Genomic DNA, 17,814 nt, shown 5'->3' on the forward strand with positions numbered 1-17,814 from the left:
GGAACATAACCTTTCTTCAGCTATGGATTCATTTTGATAACATCTAAACGCAGAATAGTTAGCGCGGCAACCGGTTTTGTCTACAGTTCCTACCGATTTCGCAAAAAAATAACCCGACAAATTGTGTCGGGCTATTTTTACGTCAGTTTCAGGGACTCAGCGCATTATTTTGTCGCCGCGCGACAGCCCGACGACACCCGATCGTGCCACTTCGACGATTCGCGCCACGTCACGCAGTGAAGCGAGGAAGGCATCCAGTTTATCGCTGGTGCCCACCAGCTGAACGGTATAAATCGACGGGGTCACATCGATGATCTGCCCACGGAAAATTTCCGTGTTGCGTTTCACCTCTTCCCGGCCAAAACCGCTCGCCTGCACCTTCACCAGCATGATTTCACGCTCAACGTGCGAGTTCTGCCCGAGTTCGCTGACGCGCAGCACATCCACCAGCTTATGCAGCTGCTTTTCAATCTGCTCGATCGCTTTCTCGTCGCCGACGGTCTGAATGGTCATTCTGGAGAGCGTTGGATCGTCTGTCGGCGCCACCGTCAGGCTTTCAATGTTGTATCCGCGCTGCGCAAAGAGCCCGATGACGCGCGACAAGGCGCCCGATTCGTTTTCCAGTAATACAGATAATATCCGGCGCATAATCAGGTTCTCTCCGTTTTGCTCAACCACATCTCATCCATGCCGCCGCCGCGGATATGCATGGGATACACATGCTCGCTGCCATCGACCATCACATCCACGAAGACCAGACGGTTATTACGCACCTGCTCCAGCGCCTCGGCCAGCTTAGACTCCAGCTCTTGTGGTTCGCTGATTCGGATCCCCACATGGCCATAGGCTTCTGCAACCCGGACGAAATCCGGTAGCGACTCCATATAGGATTGTGAATGACGGCCGGAATAGATCATATCCTGCCACTGTTTCACCATCCCGAGATAGCGGTTGTTGAGGTTCAGCACCAGCACCGGCAGCTCGTACTGCAGCGCGGTAGACAGCTCCTGAATATTCATCTGGATGCTGCCATCGCCGGTCACGCAAACCACGGTCTCCGCCGGCAGAGCCATCTTCACGCCGAGCGCGGCGGGTAAGCCGAAGCCCATCGTGCCGAGGCCGCCGGAGTTAATCCAACGTCGTGGTTTGTCGAACGGATAATAAAGCGCGGCGAACATCTGATGCTGGCCCACATCGGACGCCACATAGGCGTCGCCATTGGTCAGGCGCCAGATGGTCTCGATCACCGCCTGCGGTTTGATCTTGTCGCTTTGCGTGTCGTATTGCAGACAGTGACGCGCGCGCCACTGTTCGATCTGCTGCCACCAGTCGCGGATCTCATCCAGCGGCTGTTGCGCCTCTTCCTGCTCCAGCAGTTCGAGCATTTGTTCCAGCACCAGACGGGCATCGCCGACGATCGGGACATCCGCCGGCACCGTTTTAGAGATCGACGTAGGATCGATATCAATATGCAGCACCGTGGCATTCGGGCAGTACTTGGCCAGATTGTTGGTGGTGCGATCGTCAAAACGCACGCCGACGGCGAAAATCACGTCGGAATGATGCATAGTCATATTCGCTTCGTAGGTACCGTGCATCCCCAGCATGCCTAACGCCTGCGGATGGGTCGCCGGGAAAGCTCCGAGGCCCATCAGCGACGAGGCCACCGGCAGGTTCAGTTTTTCCACCAGGGTACGCAGCTGCGGCTCGCATTGGGCGTTAATCGCCCCGCCGCCGACATAGACAACCGGATGCTTCGCCGCAACCAGCGTCTGCAGGGCGCGCTTGATTTGCCCTTTGTGACCGCTGGTGGTCGGGTTATAGGAACGCATGCTGACGCTGTCCGGCCACGCGTACGGCAGTTTGTTTGCCGGGTTGAGGATATCTTTTGGTAAATCTACCACCACCGGACCCGGACGGCCGCTGGCCGCCAGCCAGAACGCTTTTTTCAGCACGCCGGGGATGTCTTCCGTCTGCTTAACCAGGAAGCTGTGTTTCACAACCGGTCGGGAGATACCGACCATGTCACACTCCTGGAAGGCATCATAACCAATCAGCGAGGTCGCCACCTGCCCGGAGAGGATCACCAGCGGGACGGAATCCATGTATGCCGTTGCAATGCCGGTAATGGCGTTGGTCGCGCCCGGGCCAGACGTCACCAGGACGACGCCCACTTCACCGGTCGCACGAGCAAGGCCGTCCGCCATATGCACCGCCGCCTGCTCGTGGCGAACCAGAATATGGTCGATACCGCCAAGGGTATGCAACGCATCATAGATATCGAGGACCGCGCCCCCGGGGTAACCGAATACTTGCTTGACGCCCTGATCGACAAGCGATTGGACGACCATCTCGGCTCCTGACAACATCTCCATGGTTTGCCTCCAGGCTTATTGTTTTTAACGACAGCAGAAGTCAATTTCCGCGCGTTCGCACAAGGCCGGGAATCGTCGCCCGGCCTTGAGGTGAATGGACTGCGTGTCATTACCATAACTGCTCGCCAACGGGCAGGCAATTAGCCACCTCAGAGGCGCACAGGCCATCAAAAGCATAAAAGATAACAATTTGATATGAATCGTGGTTAAAAGCTTCGTAAACCAGAAGCGTGCGTGGGCATTACTCGGATAAATAGTCTGTTGGCAGAAAATCATCCATTTTTCACCTGGCATTCGGCAGACCCGCCGGCGGCAAACAGAATAATATTCTGCATTTTTTGGATTTTGTCACACAACGCGAGAGCAGTTACTCCCGTTTGTGTCACTGAACATTTAGCGCTGACAAATGCTCACCAGCAATTCTTCCATCCACTGATGTCCTTTATCTTTCCCGGCCGCATCATGCCATGAAATATAGCAGGTACGACTGTTTACCTTCAGCGGTAATGGCAATAGCTGTAGCCCCAGCTTTTCCGCGTGCTCATTCGCCAGCCAGCGTGGTGCTATCGCGACCATATTCGTTTGCGACACCACATTTAATACGCTGACCATCGCATTTCCCTGATAAGCAATGCGCGCCTGTTTATTCACCGAGCTATACCATGGCAGACTAAACGACGCGAAGCGATCCAGCGCAACAACCGCATGTTCTTCTTGATAAATATCCGTTTCCGATAGCGGACCAGAAATACGCGGGTGTTTATTACTGGCGACTAATACCATTTCATCTTTAAATAATGGCACACAGGAAAACTCCGGGCGACGAAACTCTTCATAACCGATAACAAATTCAATTTCCTGATAACGTAAATGATGCTCTGTATCTTTATTAAGTGAAGCCTTAAAAATTAAATGAATATTCGGCGCCACGGCATTTACTTTATTAAAAATAATTGAAGTCAAATAGTTATCCAGAGGACTACAGACGCACAGCGTAAATACCCGCTCACTACTGACCGGTTCAAAACCAGAGCCCGGAAGTTCATTCTGCACCAGTTGCAACGCCTGACGTACTGAGCCGAACAGCTGGAATGCGCGTGCAGTCGGTTGAATCCCCCGCCCATAGCGAACAAACAACTCATCGTTAAACATCACCTTCAGACGTGCGACAGCGTTACTCACTGCGGGCTGAGACATGCCGAGCGATTGCGCCGCACGGGTAATATTTTGCTCCTGCATGACGGCATCAAAAACCGTCAATAGATTAAGATCGACGGTTCTGAGTTGTGGCTTAACGATTTCCCCCTCAGGGGCGGATTTAGGTTCAGCAGTTTCAATAATCATATCCAGGTCCACCATTACGCGAAATTCCCTTTTCAAAAAACATGGCAAGTAGTATTGAAAATATCATTTACCATACATATGTCATTTGCAAAAGGGTACGGATGCATTTTAGGAATATATCAAACGCTATAAGTAAGCGCGGTTAACCTGAACGGCCATTATCTTAAAATCCCGCACCGCCATAACCATATCGTTCACTTTATGATATTAAGTGTACTCATAACCCATAGAGATAAACAACACCACCATCCGTTAACTATAATTTAAGCGCCATTAAATCATGCAGCGAAACCCTGTCTGAAATTAACACTCCATTATCATTGATGAGGTTTTGTTATCCATGGAGAAATATTCAATGAAAGAATAATTCCATAACATTCATCAAGATACCTTCATTCAAAAACCATCAGGCGCTATGTGTGGAATGATAATAACTTTCGCCAACAACTTTGAATTTTCTTATCCGTCTCGCTGATAGAAAAACGATCGTCGGTAAAAAGGCCTCATCATCAGCACAATTAGCTAATCAATCCCGGCGGCGAAAAGCGCTTTTTCTTGTCCAAGGGTTGACATCAAAAGACGTATCCAGTAACTCTAAGAGCATAACGATTTCATCTGGAGCATGACGCAATGATTCGCACTACTCGTTTCATCAGCCTACTACTACTAAACGCATCCACTATGCGCGGTAGGCTGTTGGGCGACGTTCAGCGTTAAGTCATCTTCCAGCAAGACTATAAAACCCGCGCCATTGCGCGGGTTTTTTTATGCTCGTCAGCAAGGCGCCCAGGACACCGATTAAGGATCTAAACCATGAGCCAGCAAGTCATTATTTTCGATACGACCTTACGTGACGGTGAGCAAGCGTTACAGGCCAGCCTGAGCGTTAAAGAGAAGCTGCAGATTGCCTTAGCCCTCGAGCGTATGGGCGTTGATGTAATGGAAGTCGGTTTCCCGGTTTCCTCCCCTGGCGACTTCGAATCCGTACAAACTATCGCGCGCACCATCAAGAACAGCCGCGTTTGTGCCCTGGCGCGCTGTGTAGAGAAAGACATTGATGTTGCCGCCGAATCCTTAAAGGTCGCGGAAGCGTTTCGTATTCACACCTTTATTGCCACCTCGCCGATGCATATCGCCACCAAGCTGCGCAGCACCCTGGATGAGGTCATTGAGCGCGCGGTCTATATGATCAAACGCGCACGCAATTACACCGACGATGTCGAGTTCTCCTGTGAAGATGCGGGCCGTACGCCGATTGCCGACCTGGCACGCGTGGTCGAAGCCGCCATTAACGCCGGTGCAACGACAATCAACATCCCGGACACCGTCGGCTACACCATGCCGTTCGAATTCTCCAACATCATCACCGGCCTGTACGACCACGTGCCGAATATCGACAAAGCCATTATCTCTGTGCACACCCATGACGATTTAGGTCTGGCCGTAGGCAACGCCATCGCCGCCGTCCATGCCGGTGCGCGTCAGGTCGAAGGTGCCATGAACGGCATCGGCGAGCGTGCAGGCAACTGCTCGCTGGAAGAGGTGATCATGGCGATTAAAGTGCGCAAAGACATCATGGATGTCCGTACCCGCATTAATCACAACGAGATCTGGCGTACCAGCCAGACCGTCAGCCAGATTTGCAATATGCCGATTCCGGCCAACAAAGCCATCGTCGGCACCGGCGCTTTCGCACACTCCTCCGGCATCCACCAGGATGGCGTGCTGAAGAACCGCGAAAACTACGAAATCATGACCCCGGAATCCATCGGCCTGAATCAGGTGCAGTTGAACCTGACCTCCCGCTCCGGCCGTGCGGCGGTCAAACACCGCATGGAAGAGATGGGCTACAAAGACAGCGACTACAACATGGATCACCTGTATGACGCGTTCCTGAAGCTGGCGGACAAAAAAGGTCAGGTCTTCGACTACGACCTGGAAGCGCTGGCCTTCATTAACAAGCAGCAGGAAGAGCCAGAACATTTCCGCATGGACTACTTCAGCGTCCAGTCCGGCTCCAACGCTATCGCTACCGCTTCCGTCAAGCTGGTCTGCGGTGATGAAGTGAAAGCCGAAGCCGCCAACGGTAACGGTCCGGTTGACGCCGTGTATCAGGCCATCAACCGCGTCACCGGCTATGACATCGAACTGGTTAAATATGGCTTAAGCGCCAAAGGCCACGGTAAAGATGCGCTGGGTCAGGTCGACATCGTGGTGAACTACAACGGTCGTCGCTTCCATGGCGTCGGTCTGGCGACCGATATCGTTGAATCCTCCGCGAAGGCGATGATTCACGTTCTGAACAACATCTGGCGCGCCGCTGAAGTCGAAAAAGAATTGCAACGCAAAGCTCAAAATAACGAGAACAAGAAGGAAACTGTGTAATGTCGAAGAATTACCATATTGCTGTGTTGCCAGGTGATGGCATTGGCCCGGAAGTCATGAACCAGGCGATGAAAGTACTGGAAGCTGTCCGTACCCGTTTTGATATGCGCATTACCACCAGCCAATATGATGTCGGTGGCGCTGCCATCGACCGTCAGGGTTCCCCGCTGCCGCAGGCTACGGTGGAAGGCTGCGAGCAGGCCGATGCGATTCTGTTCGGTTCCGTCGGCGGCCCGAAATGGGAACACCTGCCGCCAGACGGTCAGCCGGAGCGCGGTGCGCTGCTGCCGCTGCGTAAACACTTCAAACTGTTCAGCAACCTGCGTCCGGCGAAGCTGTACCAGGGGCTGGAAGAGTTTTGCCCGCTGCGCGCGGATATCGCCGCTAATGGCTTCGACATTCTGTGCGTCCGCGAACTGACCGGCGGCATCTACTTCGGCCAGCCGAAAGGTCGCGAAGGCAGCGGTCAGCACGAAAAAGCGTTTGATACCGAAGTCTATCATCGCTTCGAAATCGAACGGATTGCGCACATCGCTTTCCAGTCCGCGCGTAAACGTCGTCATAAAGTCACTTCTATCGATAAAGCCAACGTGCTGCAGTCATCTATTCTGTGGCGCGAAGTGGTCAGCGAGATTGCAAAATCCTACCCGGACGTTGAGCTGTCGCACATGTACATCGACAACGCCACCATGCAGTTGATTAAAGATCCGTCCCAGTTCGACGTGCTGCTGTGCTCCAACCTGTTCGGCGACATTCTGTCTGACGAATGCGCGATGATCACCGGCTCGATGGGCATGCTGCCCTCTGCCAGCCTCAACGAACAAGGTTTTGGTCTGTACGAACCTGCTGGCGGCTCCGCTCCGGATATCGCTGGCAAAAACATCGCCAACCCGATCGCGCAGATCCTCTCCCTGGCGCTGCTGCTGCGCTATAGCCTGGATGCCGAAGCCGCAGCAACCGCTATCGAAAACGCGATTAACCGTGCATTAGAAGAAGGTGTCCGCACCGGCGATCTGGCGCGCGGCACGGCGGCCGTTGGTACCGATGAAATGGGCGATATCATTGCCCGCTATGTCGCTGAAGGGGTGTAATCATGGCGAAGACCTTATACGAAAAGTTGTTTGATGCTCACGTGGTTTATGAAGCTCAAAACGAAACCCCGCTGCTGTACATCGACCGCCATCTGGTGCACGAAGTCACCTCCCCGCAGGCCTTCGACGGCCTGCGCGCGCACAACCGCCCGGTACGTCAGCCGGGTAAAACCTTCGCCACCATGGATCACAACGTCTCCACCCAGACCAAAGACATCAATGCGTCCGGTGAAATGGCACGAATTCAGATGCAGGAACTGATCAAGAACTGCAAAGAGTTCGGCGTGGAGCTGTATGACCTGAACCACCCGTATCAGGGCATCGTCCACGTGATGGGCCCGGAGCAAGGGGTTACCCTGCCGGGGATGACCATCGTCTGCGGCGACTCCCATACTGCGACCCACGGTGCATTTGGTGCGCTGGCCTTCGGCATCGGCACCTCTGAAGTTGAGCACGTGCTGGCGACGCAGACCCTGAAACAGGGCCGTGCCAAAACCATGAAAATTGCCGTTAACGGCAAAGCGGCGCCGGGCATCACCGCCAAAGATATCGTGCTGGCGATCATCGGTAAAACCGGCAGCGCCGGCGGTACCGGTCACGTTGTGGAGTTCTGCGGTGAAGCCATTCGCGATCTGAGCATGGAAGGTCGTATGACCCTGTGCAATATGGCGATTGAGATGGGTGCCAAAGCAGGCCTGGTCGCGCCGGACGCAACCACCTTTAACTACGTCAAAGGCCGTCTGCATGCACCGAAAGGCGAGGATTTTGACGCCGCGGTGAAATACTGGGAAACCCTGCAAACCGACGCTGACGCCACATTTGATACCGTGGTGACCCTGCAGGCTGAAGAGATTGCCCCGCAGGTGACCTGGGGAACCAACCCGGGCCAGGTGATTTCCGTCACCGATATGATCCCCGACCCGGCCTCTTTCGCCGATCCGGTCGAACGCGCCAGTGCGGAAAAAGCACTGGCCTATATGGGCCTGAAGCCGGGTATCCCGTTAACCGACGTGGCTATCGATAAAGTATTTATCGGCTCCTGCACCAACTCACGTATTGAAGATTTACGCGCCGCGGCAGAGATCGCCAAAGGGCGCAAAGTCGCGCCGGGCGTGCAGGCATTAGTGGTTCCAGGCTCTGGCCCGGTAAAAGCGCAGGCAGAAGCCGAAGGGCTGGATAAGATTTTCATCGACGCCGGCTTTGAATGGCGCCTGCCGGGCTGCTCCATGTGCCTGGCGATGAACAACGACCGCCTGAACCCGGGCCAGCGCTGCGCCTCAACCAGCAACCGTAACTTTGAAGGCCGTCAGGGCCGCGGCGGACGTACCCACTTAGTCAGCCCGGCAATGGCCGCCGCTGCCGCCGTTACCGGTCACTTCGCCGACATCCGCGACATCAAATAAGGAAACCATCATGGCAGAGAAATTTACCCAACATACGGGCCTGGTGGTTCCGCTGGATGCCGCAAACGTCGATACCGATGCGATCATTCCCAAGCAGTTCCTGCAGAAAGTCACGCGTACCGGCTTTGGCGCACACCTGTTCAATGACTGGCGTTTTCTCGACGATCAGGGGCAGCAGCCTAACCCGGAATTTGTCCTGAACTTTCCGCAGTATAAAGGTGCCTCGATTCTGCTGGCGCGGGAAAACTTCGGCTGCGGCTCATCCCGTGAGCATGCGCCCTGGGCATTGACGGACTACGGCTTTAAAGTGGTTATAGCTCCCAGCTTCGCCGATATCTTTTACGGCAACAGCTTCAACAACCAGCTGCTGCCGGTCACGCTGAGCGACGAGCAGGTCGATGAACTGTTTGCGCTGGTGCTGGCCAACCCTGGCATCAGCTTTGAGGTCGACCTGGAGTCCGAAGTGGTGAAAGCGGGTGATAAATCCTACCGCTTTAGCATCGACACCTTCCGCCGCCACTGCATGCTCAACGGTCTCGATAGCATCGGCCTGACGCTGCAGCACGAAGCGGCAATCTCAGCCTACGAGAACAAGCTGCCGGCCTTCATGAACTAACCACGCCGCTGATTACCCTGCCCGGTCCCATGACCGGGCATTTTTTTACCGATGGATCCTACAATGACAAAAGCGATAACCGTAAAAAACATCACCTTTCAGGAAGGGACGACGCTGATTTGCGTTCCGCTGATCGGTAAAACCCTCGACGAGCTGAAAACGCATGCCCGCACACTGGCTGACGCCGGCGCCGATCTTATCGAATGGCGCGTCGATCACTTTACCGGCGTCCGGGACGACGAACAGATCCGCCTGGCGCTGACGGAGATCCGCCAGCAACTCGCGACGATCCCGCTGCTGTTCACCTTTCGCAGCCACAAAGAGGGCGGCGAAACGGAACTCGATGATGACGCCTACTTTGCGCTCAACCGTCTGGCCGTCGCCAGCGGGCTGGTCGATCTGATTGATATTGAGCTTTTCAATGAGGAAACGCAGATTCGGGCATTGGTCGCTGAGGCCCATGCTGCCGGGGTGAAAGTGATCATGAGCAACCATGATTTCCAGAAAACGCCGCCGCAGAATGAGATAGTCGACCGGCTGTGCCGGATGCAGGAACTGGGCGCCGATTTGCCCAAAATAGCGGTCATGCCGCAGTCGCCGCAGGACGTGCTGACGCTCCTCGGCGCAACGCTGACCATGAAAGAACAGCACGCCACCCGCCCGTTAATCACCATGTCGATGGGAAAAATGGGCGGTGTGAGCCGGGTTACCGGGCGCCTGTTCGGATCGGCGATGACCTTCGGCAGCGTAGGCCAGGCCTCCGCGCCAGGGCAGATTGCCGTCGGCAAGCTGCGGGAGCTGATGGATATTCTTTCCTGAGCCTGGTGCCTGTGTATCGTTCCTGATCGAGATGCCGCATCGCCGTAGTCCACGATACGGCATCAGGACTAGATATCTTTGACTTTGCTGGTCAGGAACAGCGTCAGTACCGAAATCACCGCAATGGCCCAGTAGACGCTGGCGTGACCGTAGCTTTGCGACAGCGCCCCTTGCAGCACGCCCGCCAGAATCACCCCGGTCGAAATACTGTTGGTAAACAGCGTGGTCGCCGCTCCCGCCCGTCCCGGCATCAGGTCCTGAAACCACAGCATGCCGATCCCGGCGACAATCCCGATAAATATGGCATTGAACAGCTGCAGCGCCAGCAGCGCGGTACGATGGTGAAACAGGATCAGGCCGATATAAAACAGCACGCCGGCCGCCACCGCCGCCACCATCATTTTGCGTTTGCCCCAGCGCTTCACATAGTAGCCCGCCAGAATCATCGCCGGGATTTCCAGCCCGGCCGCCGTCCCCATCAGGATCCCGGCGAGACTGTCCGGCAAACCGAGGTCGCTGCTGATCCACAGCGGCATATCGATGATATACATGGTGTTGCAGGTCCACATCAGCGTCGAGGCGATAAACAGCATACGCACGTTTTTATCCTGCCATCCTCCCGCCGGTAGCGCCGCGCCGTCCGTTTCCGAAGGCTGCTCCACCCGCGCCACCGAGGGCAGCTTCACGGCGATCAGCGCCAGACTGATCACGAAAATACCGGCAGCAATCGAGAACATGGTGGTAAAGCCGTAATTCAGCGCCAGCATAAAGGCCAGCGGCGGCCCGATAACCCACGCCAGCGACAGCTGAGCACGCATCACCGAGCTGAACATCACCACTTCCCGCGCCGAGCTGTCGGCATATTCCCGCGCCAGGGCAAACAGCTGCGGCATCGCGGCATTGGCGATCGACGCCAGCATTACGCCGCAGGTGATCAGGGTTAAGTAGTGGCGATTGAAGGCAAACAACAGGGCGTTACCCACCGCCATCAGGCAGCAGAACATGATCAGCCGACGGCGATCGCCCTGGCTGTCGGATCGTTTTGCCAGCGCCAGACTTACCGCAATCCCGGCAATAGCGTTAACGGTATAAAACAGGCCGATCCAAAACGGTTGTGCGCCCACTTCGCGGCTGAGGAACAGGCTAAGGGTGGGAGCCTGAAGCGCGCCCGCAATGCCCATCATAAACGCGACCAGCATAAAAGCCGCGTAGACGCCGTTCAGCCGCCGTCCCATCGTCATTAACCACAGCATGTCATGTCCTTAAAGCACGCGAAGAAACGAAAAAAGCCAGCAGAAGCAATCTGCTGGCAGGTGATTTTATACTCTATCTATTTCAAGTGACAGACAGGCGACCAAAACGTTTTGGCTTCAGTCACGTGACCTGAGTTTGAAAGCGGACAGGTATACACCAATACTCAGTCACACATGATATCGGCAAGGCCATGATCAGAGGTCTGTGACGTAACTCCCCACTGCATCAGCTCGCCAAGAATCTTCTGCTGTCTCCCTGCCATCAAGCGGGCCAGCCATGACGCATCCTGCGTCGCAGAAAAGTAGCGTTGGTAGAACTGTTTCGCGGTAGACCCCATCATATTCACCTCCTCGCTTCATCGAAGTGGATTATTGGCCTAATATAGGGATTAATAAATTGCTGACTTTTCATCAGGAGTTCCCCTTTTATGTCTTCTGCTCGTTTGCAACAACAGTTCATCCGCCTCTGGCAGTGCTGCGAAGGCCAATCGCAGGAGACGACGCTTAACGAACTGGCAGAGATGCTGTGCTGTTCTCGCCGCCATATGCGCACGCTGCTGAACATGATGGAAGCCCGCGGCTGGCTAACCTGGGAGGCGGAAGCCGGGCGCGGTAAGCGTTCCAGGCTGACCTTCCTCTATACCGGCCTGGCGCTGCAGCAGCAGCGGGCAGAAGATCTGCTAGAGCAGGATCGGATCGATCAGCTGGTTCAACTGGTGGGGGATAAAGCCGCCGTGCGCCAGATGCTGGTGTCGCATCTCGGCCGCAGCTTTCGCCAGGGGCGGCATATTCTCCGGGTGCTCTACTACCGGCCGATGAAAAATCTGCTCCCCGGCAGCGCGCTGCGCCGCTCGGAAAACCATATCGCCCGGCAGATCTTCAGCGCGCTGACCCGGGTAAATGAGGAAAACGGGGAACTGGAAGCCGATATCGCCCACCACTGGCAGCAGATCTCGCCGACCCACTGGCGGTTCTTTCTCCGTCCCGGCATTCATTTTCACCACGGCAGAGAGCTGGAGATGGAGGATGTGATTGCCTCCTTACAGCGCAGCAACACCCTGCCGCTCTATGCGCATATCGAACGTATTGTCTCCCCCACAGCCTGGACTCTGGACATCCACCTGACACAACCGGACCGTTGGCTACCGTGGCTGTTGGGCCAGGTTTCGGCGGTGGTGCTGCCGCGGGAATGGCAGTCGATGGACAATTTCGCCAGTATGCCGGTCGGCACCGGGCCTTACGCGGTGGTACGCAACAATCAAAACCAGCTCAAGATCCACGCCTTCGATGACTATTTTGGCTACCGGGCGCTGATCGATGAAGTCAACGTCTGGGTGCTGCCGGAAATTAGCGAAGAACCCAACGGCGGCTTAACGCTGCAGGGCACCACCCAAAGTGAGAAGGCGGTTGAGAGCCGCCTTGAAGAAGGGTGCTATTACCTGCTGTTTGATGCCCGCAGCCCGCTGGGCGACAACAGCGCGGTGCGTCAATGGCTCAGCTACCTGTTCCAGCCCGCCACGCTGCTCTACCATGCCGGCGAACATTACCAGGGTAACTGGTTCCCGGCCTACGGCCTGCTGCCCCGCTGGCACCACGCCCGCAGCCACGCCTGTGAAAAACCGGCGGGGCTGGAATCCGTCACCCTGACCTATTATCGCGATCACGTCGAACACCGGGTGATGGGCGGGATCATGGCGGAGCTGCTGGCGGAGCATCAGGTAAAACTTGAGATTCAGGAGCTGGAGTACGAGGAGTGGCACCGCGGTGAGGTGGTCAGCGATATCTGGCTGAACAGCGCCAACTTTACCCTGCCGATCGATTTTTCACTCTTTGCCTTGCTGTACGAAGTCCCGCTGATTCGCCACTGCATCCCCATCGACTGGGAGCAGGAAGCCCGGCGCTGGCACGCCGGCGAATTAAATCCGGCCACCTGGAGCCAGCAGTTGCTGGCCAATCAAACCGTCGTTCCGCTGATCCACCACTGGCTGATGATCCAGGGCCAGCGCAGCATGCGCGGCGTGCGCATGAACACCCTCGGCTGGTTTGATTTCAAATCCGCATGGTTTGCCCCGCCGGAGCCGTAATGCTTTCAGTCAACTAACAAAATCATTACACTATTCGCCGTTCTCAACGGGGTGCTATTAAACATACGCGCCATCGTTCGGACTACCTCCGCGTTGGCCACTGAACAGGCTGGCTAACGCAGAGGCAGCGCGAAGGATGCAGTGTATAGGCTGAGAAAATACCCGTCGAACCTGATCCGGATAACGCCGGCGAAGGGATTTGGGGCCGACTCAAAATCCTTTGCCACCCTTTTTTATGAGGTGCAAAGTGTTGAAAAAATTACTCCCGCTGCTGGTCCTGGTCGCCGCGCCCGCGCTGGCGAAGCCTGTCCTTACCGTTTATACCTATGACTCTTTTTCCGCCGACTGGGGCCCTGGCCCGGTGGTGAAAAAGGCGTTTGAAGCCGACTGCAACTGCGAGCTGAAGTTCGTGGCACTGGAAGATGGCGTGTCGTTGCTTAACCGTCTGCGGATGGAGGGCAAAAACAGCAAAGCCGATGTCGTGCTCGGGCTGGATAACAATCTGCTGGAAGCGGCAGCGCAGAGCAAATTGTTCGCCAAAAGTCAGGTGCCGGCCAGCGCGGTCACGGTGCCTGGCGGCTGGGATAACGATACCTTCGTGCCGTTCGATTATGGCTACTTCGCGTTCGTCTACGATAAAAATAAGCTCCAGAACCCGCCTAAAAGCCTGAAAGAGCTGGTTGAAAGCGATCGGAAGTGGCGGGTTATCTATGAGGATCCGCGGACCAGTACGCCGGGCCTGGGGCTGCTGCTGTGGATGCAGAAAGTCTATGGCGATAAGGCCCCGGAAGCCTGGCAGAAGCTGGCAGCGAAAACGGTCACCGTCACCAAAGGCTGGAGCGAGGCCTATGGTCTGTTCCTGAAAGGGGAAAGCGACCTGGTGCTCAGCTATACCACCTCGCCGGCCTATCACATTATCGAAGAGAAAAAAGACCAGTACGCGGCCGCCGGTTTTACCGAAGGTCACTATCTGCAGGTTGAAGTCGCCGCGCGCACCGCCGCCAGCAAACAACCCGAACTGGCTGAGAAATTCCTCAAGTTTATGGTGTCACCGGCCTTCCAGAACGCGATCCCTACCGGCAACTGGATGTATCCGGTTACCCAGGTTGCGCTGCCCGCAGGCTTTGAGGCCCTGCAAAAACCGCAAACTACCCTGCAATTTACCCCGCAGCAGGTCGCCGCAGAACGTCAGAACTGGATTAATGCATGGCAACGCGCCGTCAGCCACTAAGTCTTAGCTGGCTGATACCGGGCCTGACGGCCAGCGCATTGCTGGTCGTCGTGGCGCTGTCGGCGTTTCTGGCGCTCTGGAGCAGCGCGCCGGAGGCCGCCTGGTCTTCGGTGTTGAACGATAGCTACCTGTGGCACGTTATCCGTTTCTCCTTCTGGCAGGCGTTTCTCTCGGCGCTTCTTTCCGTCGTGCCGGCGGTGTTTCTCGCCCGCGCGCTCTACCGCCGACGTTTTCCCGGTCGAACGCTGTTGCTGCGCCTGTGCGCAATGACGCTGATCCTGCCGGTACTGGTGGCGGTCTTCGGTATTCTTAGCGTGTACGGTCGTCAGGGCTGGTTGGCGACGCTGTTTAACGCCGTCGGCTGGCAGTGGGATTTCTCGCCCTACGGGTTACAGGGCATTCTGCTGGCGCACGTCTTCTTCAATATGCCGATGGCCACCCGCCTGCTGCTGCAGGCACTGGAGAATATCCCCGGAGAGCAGCGCCAGATAGCCGCCCAGTTGGGAATGCGCGGCTATCACTTTTTCCGCCTGGTGGAATGGCCGTGGCTCCGGCGGCAAATCCCGCCCGTTGCGGCGCTGATTTTTATGCTGTGCTTCGCCAGTTTCGCCACCGTGCTGTCCCTCGGCGGCGGCCCGCAGGCCACCACTATTGAGCTGGCGATCTACCAGGCGCTGAGCTTTGATTACGATCCGGCCCGCGCCGCGATGCTGGCGCTGATCCAGATGATCTGCTGTCTCGGGCTGGTGCTGCTTGCCCAGCGCTTGAGCAAAGCGGTCGCCATCGGTGTGAGCCATGTTCACGGCTGGCGCGATCCGGACGATCGCCTGCACAGCCGCCTCAGCGACGCGGTGTTAATTGCTCTCGCGCTCCTGCTACTGCTTCCTCCGCTGCTGGCGGTTGTCGTCGACGGCCTGAATAGCAACCTGTTCAGCGTACTGGCCCGCCCGGCGTTGTGGCAGGCGTTCTGGACCTCGCTGCGCATCGCGCTGTGCGCCGGGGTGCTGAGCGTTATTCTGACGATGATGCTGCTGTGGAGCAGTCGTGAACTGCGTCTGCGTAACCAGCCTCTGGCGGGGCAGACGCTGGAGCTTAGCGGCATGCTAATCCTCGCCATGCCGGGGATCGTGCTGGCAACCGGCTTCTTTTTACTGCTCAATAACAGTATCGGCCTGCCCGAATCCGCTGACGGAATCGTGATCTGCACCAACGCGCTGATGGCCATTCCCTACGCCCTGAAGGTGCTGGAAAACCCGATGCGCGATATCGCCGTACGCTACGGTCAGCTGTGCCACTCCCTCGGCATGAGTGGTGTCACCCGCCTGCGGGTGGTCGAACTGCGCGCCTTAAAACGCCCGCTGGCCCAGGCGCTGGCCTTTGCCTGCGTGCTGTCGATCGGCGATTTTGGCGCCGTCGCGCTGTTCGGGAACGACACTTTCCGCACGCTGCCGTTCTATCTGTACCAGCAGATTGGCGCCTATCGTAGCCAGGATGGCGCGGTGACCGCCCTGCTGCTGCTGGTGCTGTGCTTTGTCCTCTTTACCGTGATTGAGAAACTTCCGGGGCGTGATGCTAAAACTGAATGATGTAACCTGGCTCTACCAGCATCTGCCGATGCGGTTCACGCTCTCCGTTGAGCGAGGTGAACGCATCGCCGTGCTCGGCCCCAGCGGCGCGGGGAAAAGTACGCTGCTGAACCTGATCGCCGGCTTTTTGCCACCGGCAAGCGGCACGATAATCATCGACGGCCAGCCGCATACCGATACGCCGCCGGCCCGGCGCCCGGTGTCGATGTTATTCCAGGAAAACAATCTCTTTAACCATCTCACCGTCCGCCAGAATATCGGCCTCGGGATGCATCCGGGGCTGAAGCTCACCGCCGCGCAGACTGCCAGCCTGCAGGCCATCGCCGGACAAATGGGGATTGATACACTGCTGGACAGGCTGCCGGGGGAACTCTCCGGCGGCCAGCGTCAGCGCGCCGCGCTGGCACGCTGTCTGGTTCGGGAACAGCCGGTGTTGTTGCTGGATGAGCCGTTTTCCGCCCTCGACCCGGCGCTGCGTCAGGAGATGCTGGCGCTGGTCAGCGACGTGTGCCAGCAGCAGCAGTTAACCCTGCTGATGGTGTCGCACAGCGTCGAAGACGCCGCGCGCATCGCCCCACGATCGCTGGTGGTCGCTGACGGGCGTATCGCCTGGGACGGCGACACCGACACTTTACTTCAGGGAAACAGCAGCGCCTCTCACCTGTTAGGGATCAGCGCGCGATAACCTTGTGCAGAATATCGAGGTAGACCGGCATCAGCGGATGGCGAATCACCACGGTTAACGCCACGCCGGCCAGCACCACCGTCAGGGGAGTCAGCCAAAGCAAGCGTGGGCGAGGCAGGAAGCGCGTCAGACGATCGCGCGTTTTCGCGCTCCGCCACAGCCGCCAGCACAACCAGCCCGCCAGCCACACCAGCAGCGCGGCCAGCAGCAGCAGCCACTTGAAGCTGGCGCTGTGTTCATCGGCAGGAATATCAATCGCCGCACCGGCCAGAATCCCCGGCATAAAGTACAGCGGCGGCCAGAGCAGACAGCCAATAATATTCGGCGGGATAAACTTCATTACCGGGAGGTCGAGCATGCCGGCCACCATTGGTACCAGCGGTCGCGTCGGGCCGACGAAGCGGCCGATCAGAATGGTTACCATGCTGTGCTGATGTAGCGCGTGCTCGGTTTTATCCAGCAGCGCTTTGTTTTTCTTCATAAACGACCAGCGGTGCAACGGTTTCTTAAACCGCCAGCCGAGCCAGAAGGAGATCCAGTCGCCGAGCAAACAGCCGACAATCCCCGCCAGCCACGCCTGCCAGAAGTTGACTTCACCGCTACCGATGAGCGCCCCAAGACCGGCCATCATCACCGTTCCCGGCAATATCAGCCCCACCAGCGCCAACGACTCCAGGAAGGCGACCAGCATCACGGCTATCAAGGAATAGACCGTGGATTGGGTGATAAAATGTTCCAGCAAAGCTTGCATAATGTGCCCGGTTTCAAAACGAAGCACGGATTTTCCAGAGCCGTCGTGCATTCGTCAAGCCATCAATTGTCAGAATAAACCCGTCATACTTCAAGTTGCATGAGCGTTGGCTTTCCTCGCTCACCCCAGTCACTTACTTGAGTAAGCTCCTGGGGATTCCCTGCGTTGCCGCCTTCCTGCAACTCGAATTA

At 56.7% G+C, this 17,814-nt stretch carries 16 protein-coding genes and 1 riboswitch; of the genes, 10 read left to right on the forward strand and 6 right to left on the reverse strand.

Translation table 11 applies throughout. The annotated features are described in order from the left end of the window. Window positions 1–156: 156 nt before the first annotated feature. The 3 genes from ilvN to leuO form a co-directional block, all read right to left on the reverse strand. Complete coding sequence (ilvN, locus tag HF679_RS14560) at window positions 157–648, reverse strand: acetolactate synthase small subunit (RefSeq protein WP_123757508.1); 492 nt, start codon at window positions 646–648, stop codon at window positions 157–159. 2 nt (window positions 649–650) lie between these two features. Then, on the reverse strand, window positions 651–2,375 hold the full coding sequence (gene ilvI, locus HF679_RS14565; protein ID WP_123757509.1) for an acetolactate synthase 3 large subunit: 1,725 nt from the start codon (window positions 2,373–2,375) through the stop codon (window positions 651–653). A 393-nt stretch (window positions 2,376–2,768) separates the two neighbouring features. Then, window positions 2,769–3,734 carry a transcriptional regulator LeuO gene (gene leuO / locus HF679_RS14570; protein ID WP_370453893.1) on the reverse strand — a complete coding sequence of 322 codons (966 nt, stop codon included), beginning with the start codon at window positions 3,732–3,734 and terminating at the stop codon, window positions 2,769–2,771. A 615-nt stretch (window positions 3,735–4,349) separates the two neighbouring features. Between leuO and leuL the strand changes: the two genes are divergently transcribed. The 6 genes from leuL (at window position 4,350) to aroD (ending at window position 10,033) form a co-directional block, all read left to right on the forward strand. Then, a complete protein-coding gene (leuL, locus tag HF679_RS14575; RefSeq protein WP_123757511.1) occupies window positions 4,350–4,436 on the forward strand; it encodes a leu operon leader peptide in 87 nt (28 codons plus the stop codon). A gap of 96 nt (window positions 4,437–4,532) precedes the next feature. Continuing rightward, complete coding sequence (gene leuA / locus HF679_RS14580) at window positions 4,533–6,104, forward strand: 2-isopropylmalate synthase (RefSeq protein ID WP_123757512.1); 1,572 nt, start codon at window positions 4,533–4,535, stop codon at window positions 6,102–6,104. Next, window positions 6,104–7,195, forward strand: coding sequence for a 3-isopropylmalate dehydrogenase (gene leuB / locus HF679_RS14585; RefSeq protein ID WP_123757513.1), 1,092 nt, complete (start codon window positions 6,104–6,106; stop codon window positions 7,193–7,195). The genes leuA and leuB overlap by 1 nt, the downstream gene beginning before the upstream one ends. Window positions 7,196–7,197: 2 nt before the next feature. Next, window positions 7,198–8,598, forward strand: a complete 1,401-nt coding sequence (leuC, locus tag HF679_RS14590; RefSeq protein ID WP_187042160.1) for a 3-isopropylmalate dehydratase large subunit — start codon at window positions 7,198–7,200, stop codon at window positions 8,596–8,598. A gap of 10 nt (window positions 8,599–8,608) precedes the next feature. Continuing rightward, entirely contained in the window at window positions 8,609–9,214 is a 606-nt protein-coding gene (leuD, locus tag HF679_RS14595; RefSeq protein WP_187042161.1) for a 3-isopropylmalate dehydratase small subunit, read from the forward strand. A 63-nt stretch (window positions 9,215–9,277) separates the two neighbouring features. Further along, on the forward strand, window positions 9,278–10,033 hold the full coding sequence (aroD, locus tag HF679_RS14600) for a type I 3-dehydroquinate dehydratase (protein WP_123757516.1): 756 nt from the start codon (window positions 9,278–9,280) through the stop codon (window positions 10,031–10,033). A gap of 68 nt (window positions 10,034–10,101) precedes the next feature. Here the strand turns inward: aroD and HF679_RS14605 are convergent, their stop codons facing one another. Together HF679_RS14605 and sgrT are read right to left on the reverse strand one after the other, a co-directional pair. Continuing rightward, the gene (locus HF679_RS14605; RefSeq protein ID WP_123757517.1) at window positions 10,102–11,286 is read right to left on the reverse strand and encodes a sugar efflux transporter; all 1,185 of its coding nucleotides are present in this window, start codon (window positions 11,284–11,286) and stop codon (window positions 10,102–10,104) included. Window positions 11,287–11,450: 164 nt separating this feature from the next. Further along, on the reverse strand, window positions 11,451–11,627 hold the full coding sequence (gene sgrT / locus HF679_RS14610; protein WP_123757518.1) for a glucose uptake inhibitor SgrT: 177 nt from the start codon (window positions 11,625–11,627) through the stop codon (window positions 11,451–11,453). An 87-nt stretch (window positions 11,628–11,714) separates the two neighbouring features. On the opposite strand from sgrT, the gene sgrR reads away from it, so the two are divergent. From sgrR to thiQ, 4 genes are all read left to right on the forward strand, one after another. Then, the gene (sgrR, locus tag HF679_RS14615; RefSeq protein ID WP_123757519.1) at window positions 11,715–13,370 is read left to right on the forward strand and encodes an HTH-type transcriptional regulator SgrR; all 1,656 of its coding nucleotides are present in this window, start codon (window positions 11,715–11,717) and stop codon (window positions 13,368–13,370) included. Between the two features lie 37 nt (window positions 13,371–13,407). Continuing rightward, window positions 13,408–13,586: riboswitch (TPP riboswitch) on the forward strand. Between the two features lie 31 nt (window positions 13,587–13,617). Then, on the forward strand, window positions 13,618–14,601 hold the full coding sequence (thiB, locus tag HF679_RS14620) for a thiamine ABC transporter substrate binding subunit (RefSeq protein ID WP_123757520.1): 984 nt from the start codon (window positions 13,618–13,620) through the stop codon (window positions 14,599–14,601). Beyond that, complete coding sequence (gene thiP, locus HF679_RS14625; RefSeq protein WP_123757521.1) at window positions 14,577–16,187, forward strand: thiamine/thiamine pyrophosphate ABC transporter permease ThiP; 1,611 nt, start codon at window positions 14,577–14,579, stop codon at window positions 16,185–16,187. The genes thiB and thiP overlap by 25 nt, the downstream gene beginning before the upstream one ends. After that, entirely contained in the window at window positions 16,171–16,872 is a 702-nt protein-coding gene (thiQ, locus tag HF679_RS14630) for a thiamine ABC transporter ATP-binding protein ThiQ (RefSeq protein ID WP_154144504.1), read from the forward strand. Before thiP ends, thiQ begins: the two co-directional genes overlap by 17 nt. Here the strand turns inward: thiQ and HF679_RS14635 are convergent. Next, entirely contained in the window at window positions 16,859–17,623 is a 765-nt protein-coding gene (locus tag HF679_RS14635; RefSeq protein WP_123757704.1) for a DedA family protein, read from the reverse strand. The genes thiQ and HF679_RS14635 overlap by 14 nt on opposite strands. Between the last annotated feature and the right edge of the window lie 191 nt (window positions 17,624–17,814).

The sequence above is a fragment of the Enterobacter sp. JUb54 genome (assembly GCF_014298075.1).
GTDB classification, from domain to species: domain Bacteria; phylum Pseudomonadota; class Gammaproteobacteria; order Enterobacterales; family Enterobacteriaceae; genus Klebsiella; species Klebsiella lignicola.